The following is a 22369-nucleotide window of genomic DNA, read 5'->3' as shown; positions in this document are numbered from 1 at the left end:
ATGAAAACATATTTAATGAGTCTGGCTTTTTCAGCAACAAGCCTGATGTGTTTTGCCCAGGCAAACATTTCGCCAGCGAAAAAACAAAGTAAAACCATTGCCATTACAGGCGCAACCATTCACGTGGGTAACGGAACGGTGATCGAAAATGGTACCCTCGTTTTCAGCAATGGTAAAATCGTATCTGTAACAGCCGGCGGACAAGCCCCTGTTGATGATGTGATAAAAATTGTAGCCACAGGAAAACATGTCTATCCTGGTTTTATTGCAGCAACAACTAATCTGGGACTAACTGAAATAGAAGCCGTGAAAGCCACTTTGGATTTTCAGGAAATTGGCGATTACAATTCACACATTCGTTCTATCGTAGCTTATAATACCGATTCGAAGGTTCCTGCAACTTTGCGAAGCAATGGAGTATTAATGGCACAACCTACTCCCCAAGGTGGCACCGTTTCAGGTAGTTCATCGGTGGTACAGCTTGATGCATGGAACTGGGAAGATGCCGCTTTAAGGACTGACGATGCCATGCACATGACCTGGCCGGTTACGCCACGCTTCAGGGGGGGATTTGGCGGTTTTGGAAGGCCGCAAATGTCGCCCGAGATGTTAACAGAAAGGACACAGGCCGCTATTGCCCAGCTTACTTCTTTCTTTGCAGAAGCCAAAGCGTATGTTGAAATGGGTAAGCCAGAGGTGATCAATACCCGTTTTGAAGCGATGAAAAGAGTTTTCAATGGCGAGGAAAAACTATTTATAGCAGCAGATTCTCAAAAAGACATTGTTGCAGCGGTTAACTTTGCCAAAAAATTTGGCATCACTCCTGTAATCACCGGTGCAGACGAAGCTTATCTGATAATCGATTTCTTGAAAGATCATAACATCAGCTTGGTGGTTAAACAACCACATTCGTTACCCAATAACAATGATGATGATGTGAATATGCCTTACAAGAATGCGGCAGTTTTAGCTAACGCGGGCCTTAATGTGGTACTTAGCATTGATGGTTACTGGCAGCAAAGGAATTTGCCGTTCATGGCGGGCACCGTAACCGCATGGGGTTTAGATAAGGAAAAAGCTCTATCAACCATTACCCTGAATGCTGCAAAAGTAATGGGTGTTGATAAAACTACAGGCAGTATAGAAAATGGTAAGGATGCCACATTCTTCATTTCTGCGGGTGATGCATTGGACATGAGAACCAATAAAGTGGAACAGGCTTTTATTCAGGGTAGAGATATTAACCTGGACAACCTGCACAAGCAACTCGACAGAAAATTTAGCGACAAGTATGCTGCTGATAAAAAGTAAGCAAAAAACAGCTTAACAAAACGGCCGATATTAATTTATCGGCCGTTTTTTATTTTAACATAGGGCGAAAATAAGACCATTTGTAAACCATTTAATAACATAAAATAGAAATCAGCTTAACACTACAACAACAATTTTGCATCATAAAAATCAGAACTAATCATGATGAAAAATTTACTAGTTGCAGTGATGCTACTATTGTCTTTTGCAACTCATTCGGCAATTGCACAAACCACACAAGCATCCATATCCGGTATTGTAACGGATAATCAGAAGAAGCCCATACCCGGAGTATCGGTTCAAATCAGAAACAATTCTACAGGCTTCACCACCAGAACATCAACAAATGCTCAGGGAGAATATACTTTTAAAGAACTTCCTCTAGGCGGACCTTATACCGTTAAAGCAACTTACATAGGCTTTGCAGAGCAAAACAGAACAGGTTACATGCTTAACCAGGGCGATGCTGTAAGTGTGGCGGTTAATATGCAGGAAGACGCCCAAACCCTTGATGGTATCGTAGTTAATGGTTCGGCATTAAGAAATAAAGTACAGCAATTTGGTGCTTCTACAGAAATTTCATCAAAAACAATGAACTTATTACCTGTAAATGGACGTAACTTTTCGAGTTTAACAGATTTATCACCTTTATCAGGTCCTGGGGGAATTTCTGGTCAGTTAGGTTCTTCTACTAACTTTACAATTGACGGTATGACGGCAAAAAACCCAACTTCAGCAGGAAGTACAACCAGCCGTAGTGGTGCACCCTATTCCATCTCCATTGAAAGTGTACGTGAGTTTAAAGTAGTAACCAATCAATACGATGTAAGTTTAGGCCGTTCAGGCGGTGGAACAATTAGTGCCGTAACGAAATCTGGTACAAATGAAATTACAGGTAGTGCATTCGCTTATAACAGAGCCGATTTCTTAGCCAGTACTTACGACATCAGAGGAAATAAAAGAGTGAACGATTTCTCTACTTATCAATATGGATTTAGCTTAGGCGGACCGATAATAAAAGATAAATTACATTATTTTGCAGCCTGGGATCATCAGAGAGATTCCCGCCCGTTAATTATTGCTGATATTAGTTCGGATGCAGATATAGCTCGTTTTAATATTACGAACAGCACCCTGAACAATTTTTTAGCTGTAGCAAAAACCAAATATGGTGTAGCAAACACCCCCCAATTTGGATCTTTCCCTAAAAAAAGAGGTACTGACGCCGGATTTCTTCGCTTAGACTGGCAGATTAACGATAAGAATTTATTAACCGTTAGAGATAACTATACAAACGACAGAAATCCGTTAGGATTAGCTGACAATACCGCCATTAATTTCTATGAAAGTTATGGCAATGACAAAAATGTGGATAATAGTTTATTGGCTACTTTACGTTCTACCATTAGCAGTAAAATTACCAACGAATTAAAACTGCAGCATTTATACACCTACCAGGCCAGTACTCAAAATGATGAGCTAGGCTTTGCCATCCCAAGGGCTGTGGTTTCTAACTTAGAATCTACATCACCAACCGGAGCTACACTGGCAACAGCAGTTCAAATTGGCGGACACCGTTTCGGACAAGAGGGTTTTACCAATAACGTTTTCCAATTAGTAGATAATTTTTACTACAACACCGATAAAATCAAATATACTTTTGGAGTTGACCTGATGTATACGCATGCAAAATCGTTGTATGGTAGTGAAGTGAATGGCCGTTTTACATTTAACACCTCGGGTACTGTAGCAGCAGGAAACAGGCAAACTGCTTTACAAAACTTCGACAATTTAATCCCAATCAGTTATTACCGAGAAGTTCCATTAGTTGCCGATCCGACAGTTGTTGGTAAGTTATGGAATACGGCAATTTATGGCCAGATGCAAACTAAACTGGGTAAAGGTTTAGATTTTACAGGGGGCTTACGTTTAGATTATAGCAAATACCCAACATCACCGCTAAACCAGGATCTTTTTAATGCCATTGGGGTAAGAACAGATCATAAATTAAAGCAATTTTTGATTCAACCCCGTATTCAGTTTAACTGGGACGTTAATGAAAAACATACTGATTATGTACGGTTAGGAGCCGGAATTTTCGGATCGGATGTGAACAATTATGTAACCATTAATAACCTGACATTTGATGGTAAACACTTTGCAACGGTTGATGTTACAGGCACAGGCGTTCCTACTCCAAACTTTATTGGTTACAGAAATGGAACCGCTACAGCGCCAACTTTACCAGGATTACAAATTCCTACCATCAATACTTATGCTGAGGATGCTAAAATCCCGGTAGTTTATAAAGCTAACTTATCATATAACAAATTGATCAATGATAGAATAAGGGTAGGTATTACCGGTTATGCAACATTGGCACGCAATAACTATATGTATGTAGATAGAAATATGGTTGCCAATCCTTTCTTCAGGCTGTCAAATGAAGGGAACAGAGGCGTATATGTACCGGCAAATACTATTATTGCGAGTAACGGAGTTACGGATTGGAAAACAGGCCGTTTAACGAATTTATTTGGCAGAGTACTGGAAATGAACAGTAAAGGTAAAGTAAATCAATTTGCTGTTGTTATAGATGGTACATGGAGATACTTTAAAGACGGGGAAATCTCAGCGAGTTTTACCTGGAATGATACTAAAGATAATACCTCATATAATGGTAACGTAGCCAATTCTGCAACACTATCTTTACCTGTTATCGATGACCCACGCGACTTAAGTAAAATGACTTATTCAAATGGCCAGTTTAGAAATAAAGTAGTTGTTTATGGAACTTTACCTTCATTCTACGGCATTAAAGCCGGTATCCGTTATTCGGGCATTGGCGGCACAAGATACAGTTTACTATCTGGAGGAAATACCAATGGTGATTTCGTAGCAACCAATGATTTAGCTTACATCTTCAACCGGTCAAATGCAAATGTTCCGGCTGCGCTTAGAACTGCTTTACAAACATTACTTGATAATGGTGCTGCAAGCCAGAGCTTAAAAGATTATATCACTAAATATGAAGGCACATTTGCCGAGCGTAATGGTGGTATAAACCGTTTCTACGGTACATTTGATTTGAGACTAGCTTATGAGATTAAATTTGGCAAGAAACAAAAGGTAGAAATTTCTGGCGACTTGTTTAACGTAGCAAACTTATTTAAGAAAACCTGGGGAACATCAGAAACCTTAGGTACGCAGGCTTTATATGCTGTTACCGGCTTTGATGCTGCAAGCTCGAATTACAACTACCGTTTAAACAACACTGGTATCGTAACGCCAACCGGAAACCCTTGGCAAGCCCAAATTGGTTTGAGATATGGATTTTAAACATTGAAAGATACGCTGTATCTTTCTGCAAAGTCATAAAAAAAGGGAATGGATTTTTATCCGTTCCCTTTTTTTATGTTTGCATTAACAAACAACAAAACTTTAATGGGATTATTATTAGACTACCTGAAAAACCACAAGTGGATTGTGGCCCTTGCGCTATTGCTTGCAGGTGTAAATATTGGCTTTTCACTGTTAGATCCATATATCACAGGACGAATTTTAGATCGTTTTATTAATCAAAAAGATAAATTAACCTATAGCCAGTACCTTTGGGGTTCGCTGGGTTTAATCGGTCTTGCCATTGGTGCGGCAATGGTTTCGCGTATTGCTAAAAACTTTCAGGATTATTTTACCAGCGTTATTGTACAAAAGGTTGGTGCTAAAATGTATGCCGATGGCTTACAGCATTCCTTAAAATTACCCTATCAGGTTTTTGAAGATCAGCGCAGCGGTGAAACGCTGGGTATTCTGCAAAAGGTTCGTTTAGATTCTGAAAAGTTTATTACCTCCTTTATCAGTATTTTATTTGTGAGCCTCATCGGGATGATCTTCGTTATCGTGTATTCGGTTTCCATTAGCTACAAGGTTACGTTGGTTTACTTCACCGCGATACCGCTTATTAGTTTCGTGAGCTGGTTTTTAAGTCGTAAAATCAAAACCATTCAACGTTCTATTGTAGGTGAAACAACAGCGCTGGCTGGCTCCACTACCGAATCATTGAGAAACATCGAACTGGTAAAAAGTTTAGGTTTAGCTGATCAGGAGATCGATAGGTTGAATAAAACCACCTACAAAATTTTAGGTCTGGAACTTAAAAAAGTAAAATACGTGCGAAGCATGAGCTTTGTACAGGGTACAACTGTAAACCTGGTTCGCAGCACAATGATATTGGTTTTATTGTTGTTGATTTTTGATAATTCGATTACAGCAGGTCAGTACCTAACCTTTCTTTTTTACTCATTTTTCCTTTTTGGTCCGCTTCAGGAGCTTGGAAATGTTATCCTCGCCTGGCGTGAAGCAGAGGTATCGTTAGGCAACTTCAAAAAGATTTTAAGTACACCGGTTGACAAGAAGCCTGACAATCCTATCTCTATCCAGAAGATAAAAGATTTAACATTTAGCAATGTTGGCTTTAAGCATCAAACCGCAAACAGAAATGCGTTGGAGAACATATCTTTCAAAACCCATAATGGCCAGACCATTGCTTTTGTTGGTCCATCGGGATCTGGCAAAACGACATTGGTGAAGCTTTTGGTAGGGCTATATCAACCTAAAGAAGGTGAAATTTTATACAATGGAACGCCTAGCAATAACATTGATCTTGATGCTTTAAGAGAGAAAATCGGATTCGTTACGCAGGATACGCAACTTTTTTCGGGTACCATCAGAGAGAATCTATTATTTGTAAATCCGACTGCTACCGATGAAGAATGTTTTAAGGTATTGAACCAGGCTGCCTGTCAGACGCTATTAGCCAGAGCAGATAAAGGACTGGACTCATTAATCGGAGAAGGTGGAGTAAAGGTTTCTGGTGGAGAGAAACAACGTTTATCAATAGCAAGAGCGCTACTCCGTCAGCCAGATATCCTGGTTTTCGACGAGGCAACCTCGTCACTTGATTCGATTACCGAAGAAGAAATTACCAAAACCATCAGAACCGTTTCAAACCTGACCGATCACATCACCATTTTAATTGCGCACCGCTTATCAACCATCAAGCATGCAGATGTTATTTACGTGCTGGAAAAAGGCAATATCATCGAGCAGGGTAAACACGAAGCGCTGATTGCACAAAATGGTTTATATCAGGCCATGTGGCGCCAACAAATTGGCGAAAGGATTGTTGAATGATAAGAAAAACAGAAAATGATGTTGATAGCACAAATCGAAAGTAACCAGATCGGAATGATTATTATCCTGGCGGCCATACTATGGCTGGCCCTGATACTCACTGCGCTCTATCACATATCAAGAAACACATCAATGGTGTTTCCGGTAAAGATACTTTGGTTCATTATTATTCTTTTAGCTCCATTTTTAGGCTCGATTATTTACCTGATCTGGGGCAAAAACAGGAAATTCTAATTCCAGGAAATCCCAAAGGCTTTAGAAGCCTTTGGGATTTTTTATAAGATTGGCTTTATTAGTTAGTTGTTTGCTCATTAATATCCTGCAAACTGAGCTTAGTAAGTGGCTTTGTTTTCAGCCAGGTGAAAAAGGCAATTCCAATCGTCATACTTCCTCCGAAAACCACAGCAGGTACAAGGCGCATGTATTTTGCTGTAAGTCCCGACTCAAATTCGCCGATTTCATTTGATGAACCGATAAACATGCTATTTACCGCAGACACCCTTCCCCGCATTTCGTCGGGTGTAAGCAATTGCATAATGGTTTGTCGGATAAGCACACTAACACTATCGAAAGAGCCTTCTAAAAACAGGAAAAACAATGTAAGGTAGAAGTTTCTTGACAGGCCATAACAAATGATACTCAGGCCAAAACCTGTAACTGCGATCAGTAAATTCCGCCATGGTTTTGCCATTGGTGAAAACCGTGTCATGGCCAGCATGGTAATTACTGCCCCCAACGATGCCGCACCACGCATCATTCCCAAACCGAAAGAGCCGAGGTGGAAAACATCCTTGGCAAAAATGGGCAGCAGCGCCACAGCTCCTCCAAAAAACACCGAGAATAAATCCAGGCTCATTGCCCAAACCATCATTTTGGTTTTAAACACAAACTGAATACCCTCTTTTAAACTGTTAAAAATATCTTGTGTTGGCAGATAGGTAGCCGGATGTTTTTTAAAGGTGAATATGCAAATTAAAGCAACGGAAACAAAGAAAACGATTACAGTATAAGCCGCGGTAATGCCCCAAAGCCAATTTACTAAACCTCCTAATGATGGTCCGATAACCGTAGCCAGCTGAAAACTACTGGTGCTCCATGTACTTGCATTCGGATACAGTTCTTTAGGAACAATTTTAGACATTAAAGAGAACGTAGCCGGACCGAAGAAGCCTCTCGCAATACCGATACAAGAAACCAATCCATACATAATCAAAACTATCAAATCCTCTTTCAGGTGGAGGTATTCACTGGTAATGAACAACATCAGCACTGATGCTAGCCACACGCCCGAAAAAATCCTGATTAATAGCCCTCTTTTTTCACTTTTATCAGCAATGTAGCCGCCATAAAGGGCGATACAGATTGCCGGTATTACTTCACAAAGTCCGACTAAACCAAGCTTTAGAGGATCATGAGTTAAATCATAAATATGATAAGCGATAACCACGGCCTGCATTTGATAGGCCAGCGTAAAGAAAAAGCGCATACCTAGAAACGATTTGAATTCTCTATATCGTAAGGCTGCAAAGGGGTCGGGTTTTGTTACAACCGGATTGGGGTCTGAATCTGCCACTGGAAAAATGTTTCTGCAAAACTAAGGTTTGAAAAACTAAAAGTACAATGGAATCAAAATACTATTATAAACGTTACTGTGCGATGATGATTAAGATATCTTATCAAATGAAATTCCCCGCTCCAGTTTTTGCAGATGAATTTTTAAGATCCTGTTTTCAGGCTTTTCCAATTGAGGGTCCTCAGCAAAAATTTCAATGACTGTATTTCTGGCTTCTGAAAGCACAATCTGATCTTTAGCTAAGTCAGCTAGCTTTAAATCCAACACGCCACTTTGCTGCGTACCGGTAATATCTCCCGGACCACGTAGCTGTAAATCAATTTCAGAGATTTCAAAGCCATTATTGGTTCTCACCATGGTTTCCAATCGTACTTTACCCTCCTTGCTTAATTTATTCCCACTCATCAAAATACAGAACGATTGCTCTGCACCACGGCCAACCCGTCCTCTTAACTGATGGAGCTGAGAAAGACCAAAGCGTTCAGAGTTCTCGATCACCATTACCGATGCATTCGGAACATTTACCCCAACTTCAATTACCGTTGTTGCCACCATAATCTGGCTTTTGCCATCAATAAACTGTTGCATTTCGAACTGTTTATCGGCATTAGGCATTTGACCATGTACAATACTAATCTGATAATCGGGACGGGGGAACTGGTAGCTCAATTGCTCTACACCAGCTTCAAGGTGTAACAGATCGAGTTTTTCACTTTCTTTAATGAGGGGATAAACAATATATACCTGACGCCCCTTGGCAATCTCCTGTTTCATAAAACCAAACATCCGCAAGCGTTGCCCTTCAAACAAATGCTTTGTTTCAATGGGTTTTCTGCCGGCAGGAAGCTCATCAATTATGGAAACATCCAGGTCACCATACAACGTCATAGCCAGGGTACGGGGAATTGGGGTAGCAGTCATGACCAATATATGGGGGGGAATGATATTTTTCCGCCAAAGTTTGGCCCGCTGTTCAACGCCAAAGCGGTGTTGTTCATCAATCACCACCAGACCCAGATTTTTGAACTTCACTTTATCTTCAATTAAAGCATGGGTTCCGATCAGGATATCGATTTCATTGTTTTCAAGCTGCTCATGTAAAAGCGTTCTCTCTTTCTTTTTAGTATTTCCCGTAAGGATAGCCACCTTCACCAGGTCATCTGTAACCAGGCTTACGATTGACGCATAATGCTGACGGGCTAAAATTTCCGTAGGCGCCATCATACAGGCCTGATAGCCATTATCGTTTGCTAATAACATACTCATTAAGGCCACGGCTGTTTTTCCGCTCCCTACGTCTCCCTGAACAAGCCTGTTCATCTGCACGCCACGTTGTGTATCTATCCTGATTTCTTTTACAACACGCTTTTGTGCATTGGTGAGTTCAAAAGGAAGAAATTCATTATAAAACCTGTTAACCTTGTCTCCAACCTTATCGAAAGTTGCCCCTTTAAATTTAAGTTGCCTCAAATGTTTGTTGTGCAGCAACTGCAGCTGGATGAAAAATAACTCTTCGAACTTTAAGCGGCGTTCCGCAGCATTTAACTCACTCTGGTTTTTAGGGAAATGGATATTTAGTAAAGCCGTTTTTTTATCAGCCAATTGATACTTATCTAAAATATAGGCAGGTAAAGTTTCAGGAACCTGAGGAATCACCTGATCGAGCAAACCGGCGATAAGCCTTTGAATGCCTTTCGAATCAAGCATAAATTTTTTAAGCTTCTCTGTAGAATGGTACACCGGCTGTAAGGTCAGGTTACCTCTCCCTACCGACCGGTTCTGGTACAATTCCATTTCCGGATGAGAGATACTAAATGTACCGTTAAACAGCGTTGGTTTCCCAAAGGCGACATATGCGGCGCCTACCAGAATATGATCTTCTACCCATTTCAGACTCTGGAACCAAACCAGTTCCATTAGTCCGGTGTCATCCTTAAAAACAGCAACAATACGTTTTGCTCTTTTATCCCCGATCACCTTTTTACTCACTATCCGGCCGATGATCTGGATATAAGTGGAATCTGGATTAATCTGATTAATTTTAAAATACTTTGTACGGTCAATGTAGCGAAAAGGATAATGGGCAAGCAGATCATGATATGTGAATAGACCCAGGTCTTTCTTCATCACATCTGCGCGACTTGGTCCTACGCCTTTAATAAACTCTATACGTGTATCTAAAATTGAATTTTGCAAAATAGTTATTGCTGCGGTTTGACTATATTTTTTAGCAATATCCGTTAAAAATAAGCATCAACAAGAGCAAAAGCAAATGGATAAAATTCTTAATAAAAAGAAACAGGCATTAATTTCCCTTTATGGGAAAAATAATGCCTGCCAAAAAAGTGATCAGGTATTAACCTGTAATAGCTATAACAGAGATTTCTACGTTAACATTTTTCGGTAATACCGAAACCTGAACAGTCTCACGAGCTGGAAAATCTGATTTGAAGTATTGCCCGTACACTTCGTTAACCTGCGCAAAAGTGCCCATGTCGCTTAAAAAGATACTCGACTTCACTACGTTTTCGAAAGTTAGACCTGCTTCAAGTAAAACAGCTTTAAGGTTACGCATCACCTGGTGGGTTTCCTCTTCGATATTAGTTAGATTTAATTCACCGTTTTCAGGATTAATCGCAATCTGCCCGGAGATAAATAAAAAGTTTCCTGCCTGCACGGCCTGACTATATGGGCCAATCGGAGCGGGCGCATTTGTTGTATTGATTATTTTTTTCATAAGATGAAATTGACTAGTGACTTAGCCACTGAATAAGCTTGTAAATAATTCCTGCAAGAAAGATCGTAATTGCCAGTGCATTGATAAAATGCATAATTTTAATATTCGTATTTGTTGGCCTGTTAGGATCCTTTTTTCTGAAGAAGTACATTACACAAACTTAGCTAAAAAGCGTTATATGGAAAATAAAAGACACAAAAAAAGTCCCGACTTTCATCGGGACTCTTCTTTAACTTTTATATTGAAATACTAGTTTCTAGCAGTTTCAACACGACGGTTTTGGATACGACCTTCTTCAGTATCGTTAGAAGCAATTGGATTAGCTTCGCCTAAACCTTTAGTAGCAACTTGACTAGCGTTAACGCCAGAGTTTACTAAGTAAGTTTTAACAGAGTTTGCTCTGTCTTTAGATAACTTCAAGTTATATGCAGCAGTACCTTCGCTAGAAGCGTAACCGTTTACAGTTACTTTACCACCGTTTTCACGTAAAGTTGAAGATAATTTATCTAAAGTAGGATAAGACTCAGTTTTAAGAACTGAAGAGTTGAAATCAAAAGCGATTTTCTCGAAACCAGTTACATTAGATGTTGCAGCTGCAGTAGTATCCATTTTTGGAAGTGGACATCCTGAACCATCAACAGCAGTACCTGCAGGAGTTCCTGGGCATTTGTCGAATTGATCAGCAACACCGTCACCATCAGAATCTTTTTTCAAATCTTCAACAGATTTCTCAACAGCAGAAACACGGTTTTTCAATGCTTCAACTTCTTGACGTAAAGTTGGATCTTTTAACTCATCGTACATAGTAGCTAATGGGTTAGTCCACTCTAAGCTTGGTTTAGCTGAAGAACCTAAAGAGAATTCTAAACCAGCATAACCGTAAGAATATTTATCTTTAGTAGTTCCTTTTGCATAAACTCCATCAACGTTATCAGCATCAACAAAGTTCATAGTGTAACCTAAGTTAAAGTTAACACGCTCAGAAACTTTGAATTTAACACCAGCACCAACTGGAATATAGAAACCTTTTACGTAATCTTTAGCATCGTGTCTGTCATCAGCAGGGCCATTAGCTCTACCTTTCCAGTCGATAACAGTTCCGTTAGTTAAAGTTACTTTTGGAGCGTAAGCGATTAAACCACCACCCGCAGTTACGAAGAAACCAACTGAATTCTCACGACGTAAGAAGTCGATTGAACCAACGTTGATTACACCACGTAAGTCAACAGCATATTGTAATTCTGTTTCGAATTCTCTAACACCTGTAGTGATACCTTCGTTAGTACCTGAAAGTTTACCACGTGTTCCGTTTAATTCTAAACCGAAAGAGTGACCTAATTGCTTACGGATGTTTAAACCGTAACCTAAGTTAGCATCCCATCTGTTGAAGTCATTTGATCCACCGATAGCAACAACTGGCATTAAAACACCACCGTGTACACCGATCGACCAAGTTCTGTACTGAGCCCTTCCGCCAAATACCTTGGCAGAAGAAGTAGTTGCAGGAGCATCCTGAGCGACAGCAAGAGAAGCTACTCCTGTTAATGCCACTAAAGAAAGCGCAACACTTTTCTTTAAAGTAGAATAATTCATAATCTTTTTTCTTTTTTAAGGGTTAAACAATTTAATTGATTAATTTTTTAGTAATCGCAAAATTAAACAAATATTTAAAATTTCAAACATTTATACAAACTCCGTTCCAAACTTCCCCCTGAATAATCATTTTCTTACATTTGGCATTTTCTTATTTAAATTTACCTTATTTATGAAATATCCAACTATTGATCAGTCATTATTTATGTTAAACAGAAATAACTTCATTAAAGAACTCAAAAACAATTCATTAGCTATATTTAACGCCAATGATGAGTTCCCCAGGAGCGGTGATCAAAGCTTCATATTCAAGCAAAACCCCGATTTATTTTATTTATCAGGCATCGATCAGGAACAGACAATATTACTGTTATACCCAGATTGTCCTAATCCTTTATACAGAGAAGTCCTGTTTTTAAGACAGACGAATGATTTCATCAAAGTTTGGGAAGGCTATAAATATACAAAAGAGCAGGCAAAGGCTGCTTCCGGTATTCAGTCGGTATACTGGCTAGAAGATTTTGAGAATATACTCCATAGTATTGTTCATTATGCTGACCATATTTATTTAAACACAAACGAAAACGATAGATATGCCCATGCTGTCCCTTACAGGGATATCAGGTTTATTGAAAAAATGAAGGCCAACTATCCATTGCATCATTTCGAAAGAGCAGCTCCAATTATGCGGAAATTGAGGGCAGTGAAATCTGATGTGGAAGTAGAACTCACCAAAAAAGCAGCTGCCATTACCAGAGATGCCTTTATCAGGATACTTAAGTTTACAAAACCTGGCGTAAAAGAATATGAAATAGAGGCAGAAATTATCCATGAGTTCATCAGACAGGGCGGGACAGGGCATGCTTATACCCCAATCATTGCTTCTGGGCATAATGCAAATATTCTTCATTATAATGATAACAATCAGGAATGTAAGGATGGTGATGTGATCCTTTTCGATTTTGGAGCAGAATATGCCAACTACAATGCGGATATGAGCAGGTCAATTCCGGTAAACGGAAGATTTACCCAAAGACAAAAAGACGTTTACAAGGCTGTACATCATGTGATGAAAGAATCGATTAAATTAATTGGGGTGGGGACAGTGTGGAATACTTACCACGAACAAGTTGGGGAATTAATGACAGAGCAGCTCATTAAGCTTAAGTTAATAACAACGGATGATGTAAAAAACCAGAATCCGGCATGGCCAGCCTATAAAAAATATTTTATGCATGGCAACTCCCATCATCTGGGAATAGACGTACATGATTTTGCAGGGAGGTACACGCCATTTGCAGCCGGAAATATACTGACAGTAGAACCGGGCATTTACATCCCTGAAGAAGGGCTCGGTATTCGCCTGGAAAATAATATTCTGATCACTGAAAATGGAAATATCGATTTAATGGCAGATATTCCTCTGGATGCAGAAGAGATTGAAGATATCATGAACGGATAATACTTCGGTGGCCATTTAACCCGGTAAGCAATTGTAACTATTAATGATGCTACTTCATGATCTCCTGATTAACCTTTTGTTGAGTATTTCTTAACCTATTCTTAACCCTGGGGGTTAACAATAGGTTAAGAAAGGGTTAACGTAGGGTAAGCAATAGGTAGAGAAAAGGTTAAGGATGGGTACAGAAAAGGTTAGCAAGGTGTTAACCAGGTACGAACAAAGGGTTAAAAAAAGTATATCACACTTCAACGAATTAGCCGGCTGATTTAATAAAGTTTTCGGTAAACCGATAAACATTAAAGTCATCCTTCAATAAGGCTGCCTGAATTTCATCATGCAGCCTTATTTTATCAATCGTTTGCATTTTTCGATGTTGGATAATTTTCCAGACTTTTTCTGCAACCAGAAAAACTTTTCGCTGATTTTCATTTTTAACTGGGCGCTCAATCCACTTTACAAGTTCAGGAATACCAATCCCCTGATCGGCTACCGTTTTTATCACAGGCACGGATTTCACCCCTTGATGGATCATCTTCGATAGGTTATTGGCAAAAACGTCTGCTCCATCCCGGTCGGCTTTATTCACTACAAAACAGTCGGCAACTTCCATTAACCCCGATTTGATATTTTGTATCTCGTCGCCTGATTCAGGAACCAAAACCACAACCGTTTTATCAGCCAATCCGGCAATTTCTACCTCCGATTGACCCACACCTACAGTTTCAATCAGAATCACATCAAAGTTTGATGCTTTCAAAACGTCGACCATCTCAATGGTTTTGGCAGAAATCCCTCCCAAAGCGCCCCGGGTAGCCAATGAGCGGATAAAAACATCGGGATGGTTAAACTGGGCAGCCATCCGGATCCTGTCGCCGAGTAGTGACCCAAAATTAAACGGAGAAGTAGGATCGATAGCCAGAATGGCCACTCTTTTTCCATCACCAACCAATTGACCGGTTAATGCGTTAACAAGGGTGCTTTTGCCCGCTCCCGGTGGGCCGGTAATCCCAATAACAACAGCTCCTGATAAAGTATCCAGATTTGTAAGAATTAAATCTGAAGGCGCAATATCGTTCTCAACAAGAGTTAATGCCCTTGCTAAAACCTTATAATTGCCCTGCTTTAATTCGTTTAAAATGGATAGATGTGTATTCATCAATAAAACTATCTTTGTACAAATAAACTGATTTATTTTTAATCGAATCGTTATGATTTGATGATACCCGCAACCATGCATCTTAATTATCAATGAAAGTTACAGGCTTTACTTTTCTAAGAAACGCAATTGTAAATGACTATCCAGCTAGAGAGGCCATACTTTCAGTACTGCCTTTATGTGATGACTTTGTTGTTGCACTTGGCAATTCCTCAGATGCAACTTCGGAGATGGTTAAGAACATTAGCCCAAAGATCAGAACAATTGATACGATATGGGACGAGCGCGTAAGGCATGGAGGGCGTGTTTTTGCTGATGAGACTAACAAGGCTATCGGAGAAATATCTACGGATACGGACTGGATGATCTATATCCAGGGTGATGAAGCAATACATGAAGATTATCTCCCACTTATTAAAAAGGAAATGGAGCGAGAGCTGCACAATGAAAAAGTAGAAGCTTTATTACTCAAATATAAACATTTTTACGGCTCGTATGATTACGTTGCCGAATCCCGAAGCTGGTACCGGAGAGAAATCCGCATTGTTAAAAACCTGCCGGGTGTTTCCTCCTATAAAGATGCTCAGGGCTTTCGCATAAATGGCAGAAAGCTGAATGTTAAGCTGATTGATGCTTACGTTTTTCATTACGGATGGGTTAAACCACCTGCAGGCCTGGTACGGAAAGGAGTAAATTTTAACCTCTATTACGATAAAAATGCGGTAGACAGAGAAGTTCCGGCAACGGCAGAGTTTGATTATGGGAATGCCGACAACCTTAAGCGTTTTAAAGGTACACATCCAAAAGTGATGCTCGACAGGATAGATGCCGTAAACTGGAAATTCAGCTACGACCTCACAAAAGTAAAAAGTACCCATTCGCTGCGCGTTAGGATTTTAAATAAAATCTTAAAATATACCGGCATCAGAATAGGCGAGTACAAAAACTACAAGATTGTTTCCAGATAAAATATTGATATGAAAATTGTTTTTGACTGTGAACGGATGAAATATCCATTTACAGGACTTTTCGAATATTGCCATAAATTGGGTATAGCTTTGAGCACAAAGGGCAAGCCCGACAATGAGGTAATTCTTTATCTGCAGCAAAAAGATCAATATTATTTCGATAAAGATCTTACATTCATTAATCAGAAAAGCCTGCATAAGGTTATATTCCCTTCATTTAACAAAGAAATTAAGCTTTGGCATACGGCGCACCAAACTTCGTGGTATGTACCACCTGCCGGGCGCAAGGTGGTACGTGTGCTTACGGTACACGATTTAAATTTTGTTTATGAGGAAGAATCAGAAAGTAAACGCCGCAAAAAACTCAAAAAACACCAGCAAACGTTAGATAAGGCCGATCATATTATAGCAATATCCGAATTTACCAAACAGGATATTTTAAAACATTTAAAAGTAGACAAACCCATTACAGTTATTTATAATGGCTGCGACTTTGAAGTTTACCCGGATTTTGACAACCCGGTTTACCGCCCTCAAAAGCACTTTATATTTGCCATTGGTACGGTTATTCCAAAAAAGAACTTTCATACTTTGCCTTGTTTGCTGGCTGGCAATGATCTTGAGCTAGTGATATCTGGAAAAGAAAATTCTGATTATGTGAAAGAAATCCTTGATGAGGCAAAAAAACAAGGCGTTGAAACCCGTGTACACATTACCGGCCCGATAACCAAGGAGGACAAATACTGGTATTATAAAAATTGTACAGCATTTGCATTTCCGTCGCTGGCAGAAGGCTTTGGGATTCCCGTTATCGAGGCGATGAACTTTGGGAAGCCTGTGTTCTTATCTACCCGAACTTCACTGCCGGAAATAGGCGGCGAACACGCTTATTATTTTGAAAACTTCAATCGTGAGTATATGCAAAATGTTTTTGCAAAAGGAATGGAACATTATCTCAGTACAAATCCTGCTGATAAAATCACCGCCCACGCAAGAAAATTTACCTGGGAAAAATGCGCTGAAGCGCACTGGCAGCTTTATCATTCACTAACTGGCGAAATTTGATCATTTTCACCTTGTTTTTTGAAATTCACCGTTAACATTTGATAAATTATGGTGAACCAAATGATAGCACATGGTAATGCTTTCAGTGAATAAATCCTGATAAAATACCTGACATCTCTGGGGATAATGTCTGTTGGGGATAAACTGGTGACCACAAAAGCGAAAATTAACAGGGACACTACAAACCAATTTTTCTTCGGTTGCAACATAAACCATATAGCGATGCCAACAAAGGCAATGATGTAAGTAGGAGATTCCGAGCCGGTGCTGAAAATAACCGTAAAAATTAATGTTGATGCAAGAAGCATCAACCGGAAGCCAACTTCCTTATACTGGTTTATCCTGATGTAGGGTAAAAGAAATAATAGAAGGCCACCCATTAACATCGGTCCGTTAGGAATTTCCTTATTATGAGCGACCCGCCTAACCAGGCCCATTAATGAAATATCCTGAAATGAGTCTAGCGTAGTATTGCTATCATTCTTTTCAACCAAAGATCTGTACCAGTCTTGATAGGTATGTAATATATATTGCGGAGAAGAAAACAACATGGGCACCAGAAAGAGTATAGCTAGACAAACCAGTCCATATAAAATAAACCGCAGCTTATCTTTTGTAAAAAAGAAAAAAGCAAGCGCTACAATTCCGTACAGTTTCACCATTGTACCAAATGCAATGAAAAACGCTGATTTGAAATTTTCGTTTTTGATGATGTAGGAGAAACTTAGCAGTATTGTACCTGTTAATGCCACATTAAACTGATAGCTAAAAAGTGCTGTCAAAGCTTCATGGGCACAAATGTATCCGATAATGATTTTGGTATTCTTTTTTAAAGGCAGGCTAAAAATCCCCCAAAGCAGTACAATAACGTTTGCGATATTCCATAAAACTGTTCCCGCCCAATCGGGTAAAACAGCAAATGGTGCAATAACAAGAGCGAAAGCAGGGCCATAGTGATTACAATCAAAGTAGGGGTTGAGAGGCGAATTGATATATAGTGGCTTTAAATCGATAAGATGCCAGAAGGTATATTTAAAGATGAGGTAGTTATTAAAAGAATGGTGTAGGTATTGCTTCAATGCGGCAACAACCGCCAACAAAATATATAAACCGTAAACAAGTTTCTGATTTAAAAAGATACTCCAACGAAATCTGTTCAACATAGGTAGTCAATTATTAGCCCTGCAAAGAAAGAATTATTTTTTCAAATTATTATTTCTACTGATGCAATAATACATTAGAAATCATCGAAATGTCGATTTAGAGCCATTGCTTAACAGTGGTTATTAAATAACTTGTCTAAATGCTTAACTTTGGCATTTAAACATTTTTGATGAAAATATACTTTCGGTTATTATCTTTTGCCAAGCCAATAGAAAAGTTTGCGATTCCCTACGTCATCGCAACCCTCTTGTCGATCTTATTTGGCACGCTAAATCTAGCACTGTTGTCTCCGCTTTTTGAAACACTTCTGAATACGAACAAGGGGCAAAAGAAGGAATCATTGGTGGATAAAGCATCATCATCTTTTGATATATTAGGCCAATTTAGACAAACGGTAAATCAATATAGCGCAACTCATGGCCTTGAAAAGACCTTAGGTTTGGTTTGTATCGTAATCATTGCATCAGTATTACTATCAAACTTATTCAGGTATTTTTCACAACGGTACATGGAAGATTTACGCGTTCATACACTTTTAAATCTTCGTAAAACGGTGTTCAATAATGTAATGAACATGCATGTTGGATTTTTCAACAATGAACGCAAGGGTGATATTATCTCAAAAGTTGCATCCGATGTACAGGTTGTGCAGTTTACTGTGACTAATACATTGCAGGTTGTATTTAAAGAGCCTGTAACTTTGATCGTTTACATATTTTTTCTATTTAACATATCAGTAAAGTTAACCTTATTCTCTTTATTGGTGATACCAGTTTCCGGGTTCATTATTAGCAAGATTGTAAAAAGGTTAAAACAACAGGCTAAAGAATCTCACGAATCATTCGCCAAAATGATAGGCTTTTTGGATGAATCTTTAAGTGGTATCAAAATCATAAAGGCTTTTAATTCAACAGAACGGATCAAAGACAAGTTCAATAAGGAAAATATTTACTATTCCAACCTAACAAGAAAAATGACCCGCCGCCAGCAGCTTGGTTCGCCTGTTTCCGAATTTCTGGGGGTACTAATGGTTTCGGCAATAGTATGGTACGGCGGTTCACTTATCATCAACAAAGAAGCTAATGCACTGGCTGCAGCAGACTTTATTGCTTACATTGCTATTTTCTCTCAGGTGATGCGCCCTGCAAAAGCACTAACTGATTCATTTAGTGGTATTCACTCAGGCATTGCAGCAGGAGAGCGCGTACTGGACCTGATTGACACCAAACCTCAACTGGTTAACGCCGCTGATGCGAAACCTTTAAGTGGCTTTAATAGTGCTATAAAATTTGAGAATGTTTCTTTCAGCTACGGCGAAAAACAAATTCTGAATAACATCAATTTCGACGTCGAAAAAGGCAAAACCATTGCTTTAGTTGGTCCGTCTGGTGGCGGAAAAAGTACCTTGATGGATCTGATCCCACGCTTCCATGACCCTAAATCAGGAAGTATCAAAATCGATGGTTTTGACTATAAAAACCTGACCGTTGAAAGTATACGTGCACAAATGGGGATTGTGAACCAGGAATCTTTCTTATTTAATGATACGATCTTTAACAACATCGCATTTGCAAAACCTGATGCAACAGCAGAAGAAGTAATTGCTGCTGCTAAAATCGCCAATGCACATGAGTTTATTCAGAATACCGAAAATGGATACCAGTCGTTTGTTGGTGACCGCGGCAACAGGTTGTCAGGAGGCCAGAAACAACGTGTATGTATTGCAAGGGCAGTACTGGCAAATCCCCCGATTATGTTGCTCGATGAAGCTACCTCTGCATTGGATACCGAATCTGAAAAACTGGTACAGGAGGCATTAAATAACCTGATGAAAAACCGTACTTCAATTGTTATTGCCCACCGGCTGAGCACCATTCAGCACGCCGATCAAATCGTTGTTATTGATAAGGGAAATGTTGTTGAAACGGGCAACCATAGTGAATTGATGAGTCAGGGCGGTTTATATAAGCGCCTGATTGATATGCAGGCTTTTAACGACTAGTTTTTAGCAGAAACATAATCAACAGCACTGTTTACTTTGTCAATAACAACATTCCAGTTATAACTTTCCATGACATACTTTTTTGCATTGCTTTTTAGCAGTGCAAAATCAGTTTCCGGACTGGTTAACATATCCAGTGCCTTCTTAAAAGTTTCTACATTCGAGAACAAATAACCTCCACGGCTTTGCTCTATATGATTTTTTAATACCTCGCTATAGTCATTGGCAATAACAGGAACCCCTGCTATCATACTTTCCAATGTAACTAATGATAAACTTTCGTAAAAAGAGGGAATAATAAGTGCAGCGGCATATTGCAATAAGCCGCCTTTCAATTCCTCACTCACAAAGCCCTGAGGCAAGATATCGTTGTGCTTTGGGATCTCCATGAACGGCTGACCCACTAAAACAAGCTTCAAATTACTAGTATCAGTTTTTTTATATTCAATGAAATATTCAAACAAAATGTCGCATCCTTTTGCCGGATCGATTCGACCGATATAAATGATGTATGGATCCGTTTTGGGTACTACATTCGGCCTTGCATAATAAACTGGCTCATCTATTCCTACCCCCACTACGTCACTGTAAATCCCCTGATTATGGAAAAGCTGATTGACGAAATGTTGCTCAGCTTTGGTATTGTATAAAATTGCTTTAGGTAGCTTAAAAAAGGTTTTAAAATTAGGAAAATAGATTGGTGGCTCGTCATGAGCAGTGGGGATTAAAATAGATCGCTCGGATGCAGTCTGTAATCCATAAAAAGTAGGATAATACAGATAGGTAAAGAAAATAATGGCGTCATAGTACTGCTTATTGTGTTGTAGAAAATCAATAAGTGAAGGCGTATATGGTCCTTGCTGTTTCGCCCATTCATTCCCAAGCTCTTTGAGATTATCGTTTAAATTAAATAGTGTTTCCACAAAAGAAAGAATTCCGAACAGCTGCAGACTTTTATGGAAAAAGGTTTTTTTTCTCAGCCTCCGTTCAATAGATTGAGTCTTTTTTTTGTTTCGCTCTTGTACAACTTCAAATCGCCTGACTTTAACCCCATTGACACTTGAAACACCAGGTTGATATTCGTTCCGCCATGTGGTATAATCCTTGGCACATGAAGTAATCACTTCCAGATCAAATAAAGGATTAAGCTTTTCTGCCAGTATTCTACAATGATATTCTGCACCGCCATTAACCTCTAAACCATATCTTTGTACAACAATTGCGATTTTTTTCATAAATTTTCTATTCCTGCAAAGTTATATTTAATCCATTAGTTAATATAACTTTGGAATCTTATTAACAAACCTGTTTAGGCATTATTTCACCAATAGAATGAAAAAAAGTGTTACTGTAGTTATTCCTATATACAAACCTTCGCTGAGTGAAATGGAAATCATCTCGCTCAACCAGTGCTTTAAAGTACTTGGCGAATATAATATTGTTGCGGTAAAACCCCTGTCACTAGATCTAAAAAACTATAAGTATCCTTTTAACACCGTTTACAGCTTCGATGATGTATATTTTACAAACATCGCCGGATATAACAGATTGATGTTGGCTTCGATATTCTATGAGAAATTTCTTGCCAATGATTTTATCTTAATCTACCAGCCTGATGCTTTTGTATTCAAAGATGAGTTGCAACAGTGGTGCGAGGCAGGTTATGATTATATTGGTGCTCCCTGGTTAAGAGAAGCAGACTATCCAGATTTATTCAAAAAACTAAAGAATCAGTTTAAAGCTTATTTTCACATTAAGTATGATGTAAAACAAAAAAGGACTGGTATCCCCAGTGACTTACAGTTTGAAAATAAAGTGGGTAACGGCGGATTTTCGCTTAGGAACACCAAAAAGTTCTTTGATTTATGCCAGTCAAAGCAGAAATTGATTGCTGATTATACTGCTCAAAACTTTCACCGTTTCAACGAGGACGCCTTCTGGAGTATAGCGGTAAACCGAAAATCAGAACAGTTAAAAATCCCAAACTATAAAAAAGCAGCTCTTTTTTCTATTGAAAGCCATGGTGAATATGCATTAGAATTAACCAAAGGGGTACTTCCATTCGGTTGTCATGCCTGGGATAAGAACCTTGAGTTTTGGCAGCCAATATTTAAATCACAAGGAATTGAAATAAAATAAATCACC

Annotated in this window: 17 protein-coding genes; 9 read left to right on the top strand and 8 right to left on the bottom strand. The window is 39.1% G+C overall.

Annotated elements, in window-relative coordinates; all coding sequences use genetic code 11:
* From AB669_RS14785 to AB669_RS14770, 4 genes are all read left to right on the top strand, one after another.
* Positions 1-1311, top strand: coding sequence for an amidohydrolase family protein (locus tag AB669_RS14785; RefSeq protein ID WP_047800055.1), 1311 nt, complete (start codon positions 1-3; stop codon positions 1309-1311).
* 162 nt (positions 1312-1473) lie between these two features.
* Complete coding sequence (locus tag AB669_RS14780; protein ID WP_231582687.1) at positions 1474-4650, top strand: TonB-dependent receptor; 3177 nt, start codon at positions 1474-1476, stop codon at positions 4648-4650.
* Between the two features lie 105 nt (positions 4651-4755).
* On the top strand, positions 4756-6504 hold the full coding sequence (locus tag AB669_RS14775; protein WP_047800398.1) for an ABC transporter ATP-binding protein: 1749 nt from the start codon (positions 4756-4758) through the stop codon (positions 6502-6504).
* A gap of 15 nt (positions 6505-6519) precedes the next feature.
* Complete coding sequence (locus tag AB669_RS14770; protein WP_231582686.1) at positions 6520-6738, top strand: PLDc N-terminal domain-containing protein; 219 nt, start codon at positions 6520-6522, stop codon at positions 6736-6738.
* Positions 6739-6796: 58 nt separating this feature from the next.
* Here AB669_RS14770 and AB669_RS14765 read toward each other — a convergent pair whose 3' ends face one another.
* The 5 genes from AB669_RS14765 to AB669_RS14750 form a co-directional block, all read right to left on the bottom strand.
* Positions 6797-8077 (bottom strand): MFS transporter, encoded by a 1281-nt coding sequence (locus tag AB669_RS14765; RefSeq protein WP_231582685.1) that lies wholly within the window; start codon positions 8075-8077, stop codon positions 6797-6799.
* Positions 8078-8167: 90 nt separating this feature from the next.
* Positions 8168-10273: an ATP-dependent DNA helicase RecG gene (gene recG / locus AB669_RS14760; protein WP_047800051.1), complete on the bottom strand. Its 2106-nt coding sequence runs from the start codon at positions 10271-10273 to the stop codon at positions 8168-8170.
* A gap of 160 nt (positions 10274-10433) precedes the next feature.
* Positions 10434-10814 (bottom strand): RidA family protein, encoded by a 381-nt coding sequence (locus tag AB669_RS14755; protein ID WP_047800050.1) that lies wholly within the window; start codon positions 10812-10814, stop codon positions 10434-10436.
* Between the two features lie 13 nt (positions 10815-10827).
* A complete protein-coding gene (locus AB669_RS22590) occupies positions 10828-10965 on the bottom strand; it encodes a DUF6728 family protein (RefSeq protein ID WP_316798843.1) in 138 nt (45 codons plus the stop codon).
* Positions 10966-11063: 98 nt separating this feature from the next.
* Entirely contained in the window at positions 11064-12407 is a 1344-nt protein-coding gene (locus tag AB669_RS14750) for an OmpA family protein (protein ID WP_047800049.1), read from the bottom strand.
* Positions 12408-12579: 172 nt separating this feature from the next.
* Here AB669_RS14750 and AB669_RS14745 point away from each other — a divergent pair, with 172 nt between their 5' ends.
* Positions 12580-13869, top strand: coding sequence for an aminopeptidase P family protein (locus AB669_RS14745; RefSeq protein ID WP_047800048.1), 1290 nt, complete (start codon positions 12580-12582; stop codon positions 13867-13869).
* Positions 13870-14122: 253 nt separating this feature from the next.
* On the opposite strand, the gene meaB is transcribed toward AB669_RS14745, so the two are convergent.
* On the bottom strand, positions 14123-15025 hold the full coding sequence (meaB, locus tag AB669_RS14740) for a methylmalonyl Co-A mutase-associated GTPase MeaB (protein WP_047800047.1): 903 nt from the start codon (positions 15023-15025) through the stop codon (positions 14123-14125).
* A gap of 92 nt (positions 15026-15117) precedes the next feature.
* Here meaB and AB669_RS14735 point away from each other — a divergent pair, with 92 nt between their 5' ends.
* Together AB669_RS14735 and AB669_RS14730 are read left to right on the top strand one after the other, a co-directional pair.
* A complete protein-coding gene (locus AB669_RS14735) occupies positions 15118-15993 on the top strand; it encodes a hypothetical protein (protein WP_047800046.1) in 876 nt (291 codons plus the stop codon).
* A 9-nt stretch (positions 15994-16002) separates the two neighbouring features.
* The gene (locus tag AB669_RS14730) at positions 16003-17058 is read left to right on the top strand and encodes a glycosyltransferase family 1 protein (RefSeq protein WP_053058424.1); all 1056 of its coding nucleotides are present in this window, start codon (positions 16003-16005) and stop codon (positions 17056-17058) included.
* Here the strand turns inward: AB669_RS14730 and AB669_RS14725 are convergent.
* Positions 17034-18221, bottom strand: a complete 1188-nt coding sequence (locus AB669_RS14725) for a glycosyltransferase family 87 protein (protein ID WP_047800045.1) — start codon at positions 18219-18221, stop codon at positions 17034-17036. The two genes, AB669_RS14730 and AB669_RS14725, sit on opposite strands and share 25 nt — an antisense overlap.
* Positions 18222-18391: 170 nt before the next feature.
* Between AB669_RS14725 and AB669_RS14720 the strand changes: the two genes are divergently transcribed.
* Positions 18392-20224 (top strand): ABC transporter ATP-binding protein, encoded by a 1833-nt coding sequence (locus AB669_RS14720; RefSeq protein ID WP_047800044.1) that lies wholly within the window; start codon positions 18392-18394, stop codon positions 20222-20224.
* Here AB669_RS14720 and AB669_RS14715 read toward each other — a convergent pair.
* Positions 20221-21459: a glycosyltransferase family 4 protein gene (locus AB669_RS14715; protein WP_047800043.1), complete on the bottom strand. Its 1239-nt coding sequence runs from the start codon at positions 21457-21459 to the stop codon at positions 20221-20223. The genes AB669_RS14720 and AB669_RS14715 overlap by 4 nt on opposite strands.
* Before the next feature lie 97 nt (positions 21460-21556).
* On the opposite strand from AB669_RS14715, the gene AB669_RS14710 reads away from it, so the two are divergent.
* On the top strand, positions 21557-22363 hold the full coding sequence (locus AB669_RS14710; protein ID WP_047800042.1) for a DUF5672 family protein: 807 nt from the start codon (positions 21557-21559) through the stop codon (positions 22361-22363).
* The last annotated feature ends 6 nt before the right edge of the window (positions 22364-22369 follow it).

Origin of the sequence: Pedobacter sp. BMA (assembly GCF_001027745.1) — a bacterium.
Lineage (GTDB): Bacteria > Bacteroidota > Bacteroidia > Sphingobacteriales > Sphingobacteriaceae > Pedobacter.
Note: the sequence above shows the minus strand (reverse complement) of the source record. Positions and strands in the feature narration are given on the sequence as shown.

Bases quoted from the DNA above. Each gene is read 5' to 3' on its own strand.
- AB669_RS14785 (WP_047800055.1), top strand. From the start codon at position 1: ATGAAAACATATTTAATGAGTCTGGCTTTTTCAGCAACAAGCCTGATG.
- AB669_RS14780 (WP_231582687.1), top strand. From the start codon at position 1,474: ATGATGAAAAATTTACTAGTTGCAGTGATGCTACTATTGTCTTTTGCA.
- AB669_RS14775 (WP_047800398.1), top strand. From the start codon at position 4,756: ATGGGATTATTATTAGACTACCTGAAAAACCACAAGTGGATTGTGGCC.
- AB669_RS14770 (WP_231582686.1), top strand. From the start codon at position 6,520: ATGATGTTGATAGCACAAATCGAAAGTAACCAGATCGGAATGATTATT.
- AB669_RS14755 (WP_047800050.1), bottom strand. From the start codon at position 10,814: ATGAAAAAAATAATCAATACAACAAATGCGCCCGCTCCGATTGGCCCA.
- AB669_RS22590 (WP_316798843.1), bottom strand. From the start codon at position 10,965: ATGTACTTCTTCAGAAAAAAGGATCCTAACAGGCCAACAAATACGAAT.
- AB669_RS14750 (WP_047800049.1), bottom strand. From the start codon at position 12,407: ATGAATTATTCTACTTTAAAGAAAAGTGTTGCGCTTTCTTTAGTGGCA.
- AB669_RS14745 (WP_047800048.1), top strand. From the start codon at position 12,580: ATGAAATATCCAACTATTGATCAGTCATTATTTATGTTAAACAGAAAT.
- meaB (WP_047800047.1), bottom strand. From the start codon at position 15,025: ATGAATACACATCTATCCATTTTAAACGAATTAAAGCAGGGCAATTAT.
- AB669_RS14735 (WP_047800046.1), top strand. From the start codon at position 15,118: ATGAAAGTTACAGGCTTTACTTTTCTAAGAAACGCAATTGTAAATGAC.
- AB669_RS14730 (WP_053058424.1), top strand. From the start codon at position 16,003: ATGAAAATTGTTTTTGACTGTGAACGGATGAAATATCCATTTACAGGA.
- AB669_RS14725 (WP_047800045.1), bottom strand. From the start codon at position 18,221: ATGTTGAACAGATTTCGTTGGAGTATCTTTTTAAATCAGAAACTTGTT.
- AB669_RS14720 (WP_047800044.1), top strand. From the start codon at position 18,392: ATGAAAATATACTTTCGGTTATTATCTTTTGCCAAGCCAATAGAAAAG.
- AB669_RS14715 (WP_047800043.1), bottom strand. From the start codon at position 21,459: ATGAAAAAAATCGCAATTGTTGTACAAAGATATGGTTTAGAGGTTAAT.
- AB669_RS14710 (WP_047800042.1), top strand. From the start codon at position 21,557: ATGAAAAAAAGTGTTACTGTAGTTATTCCTATATACAAACCTTCGCTG.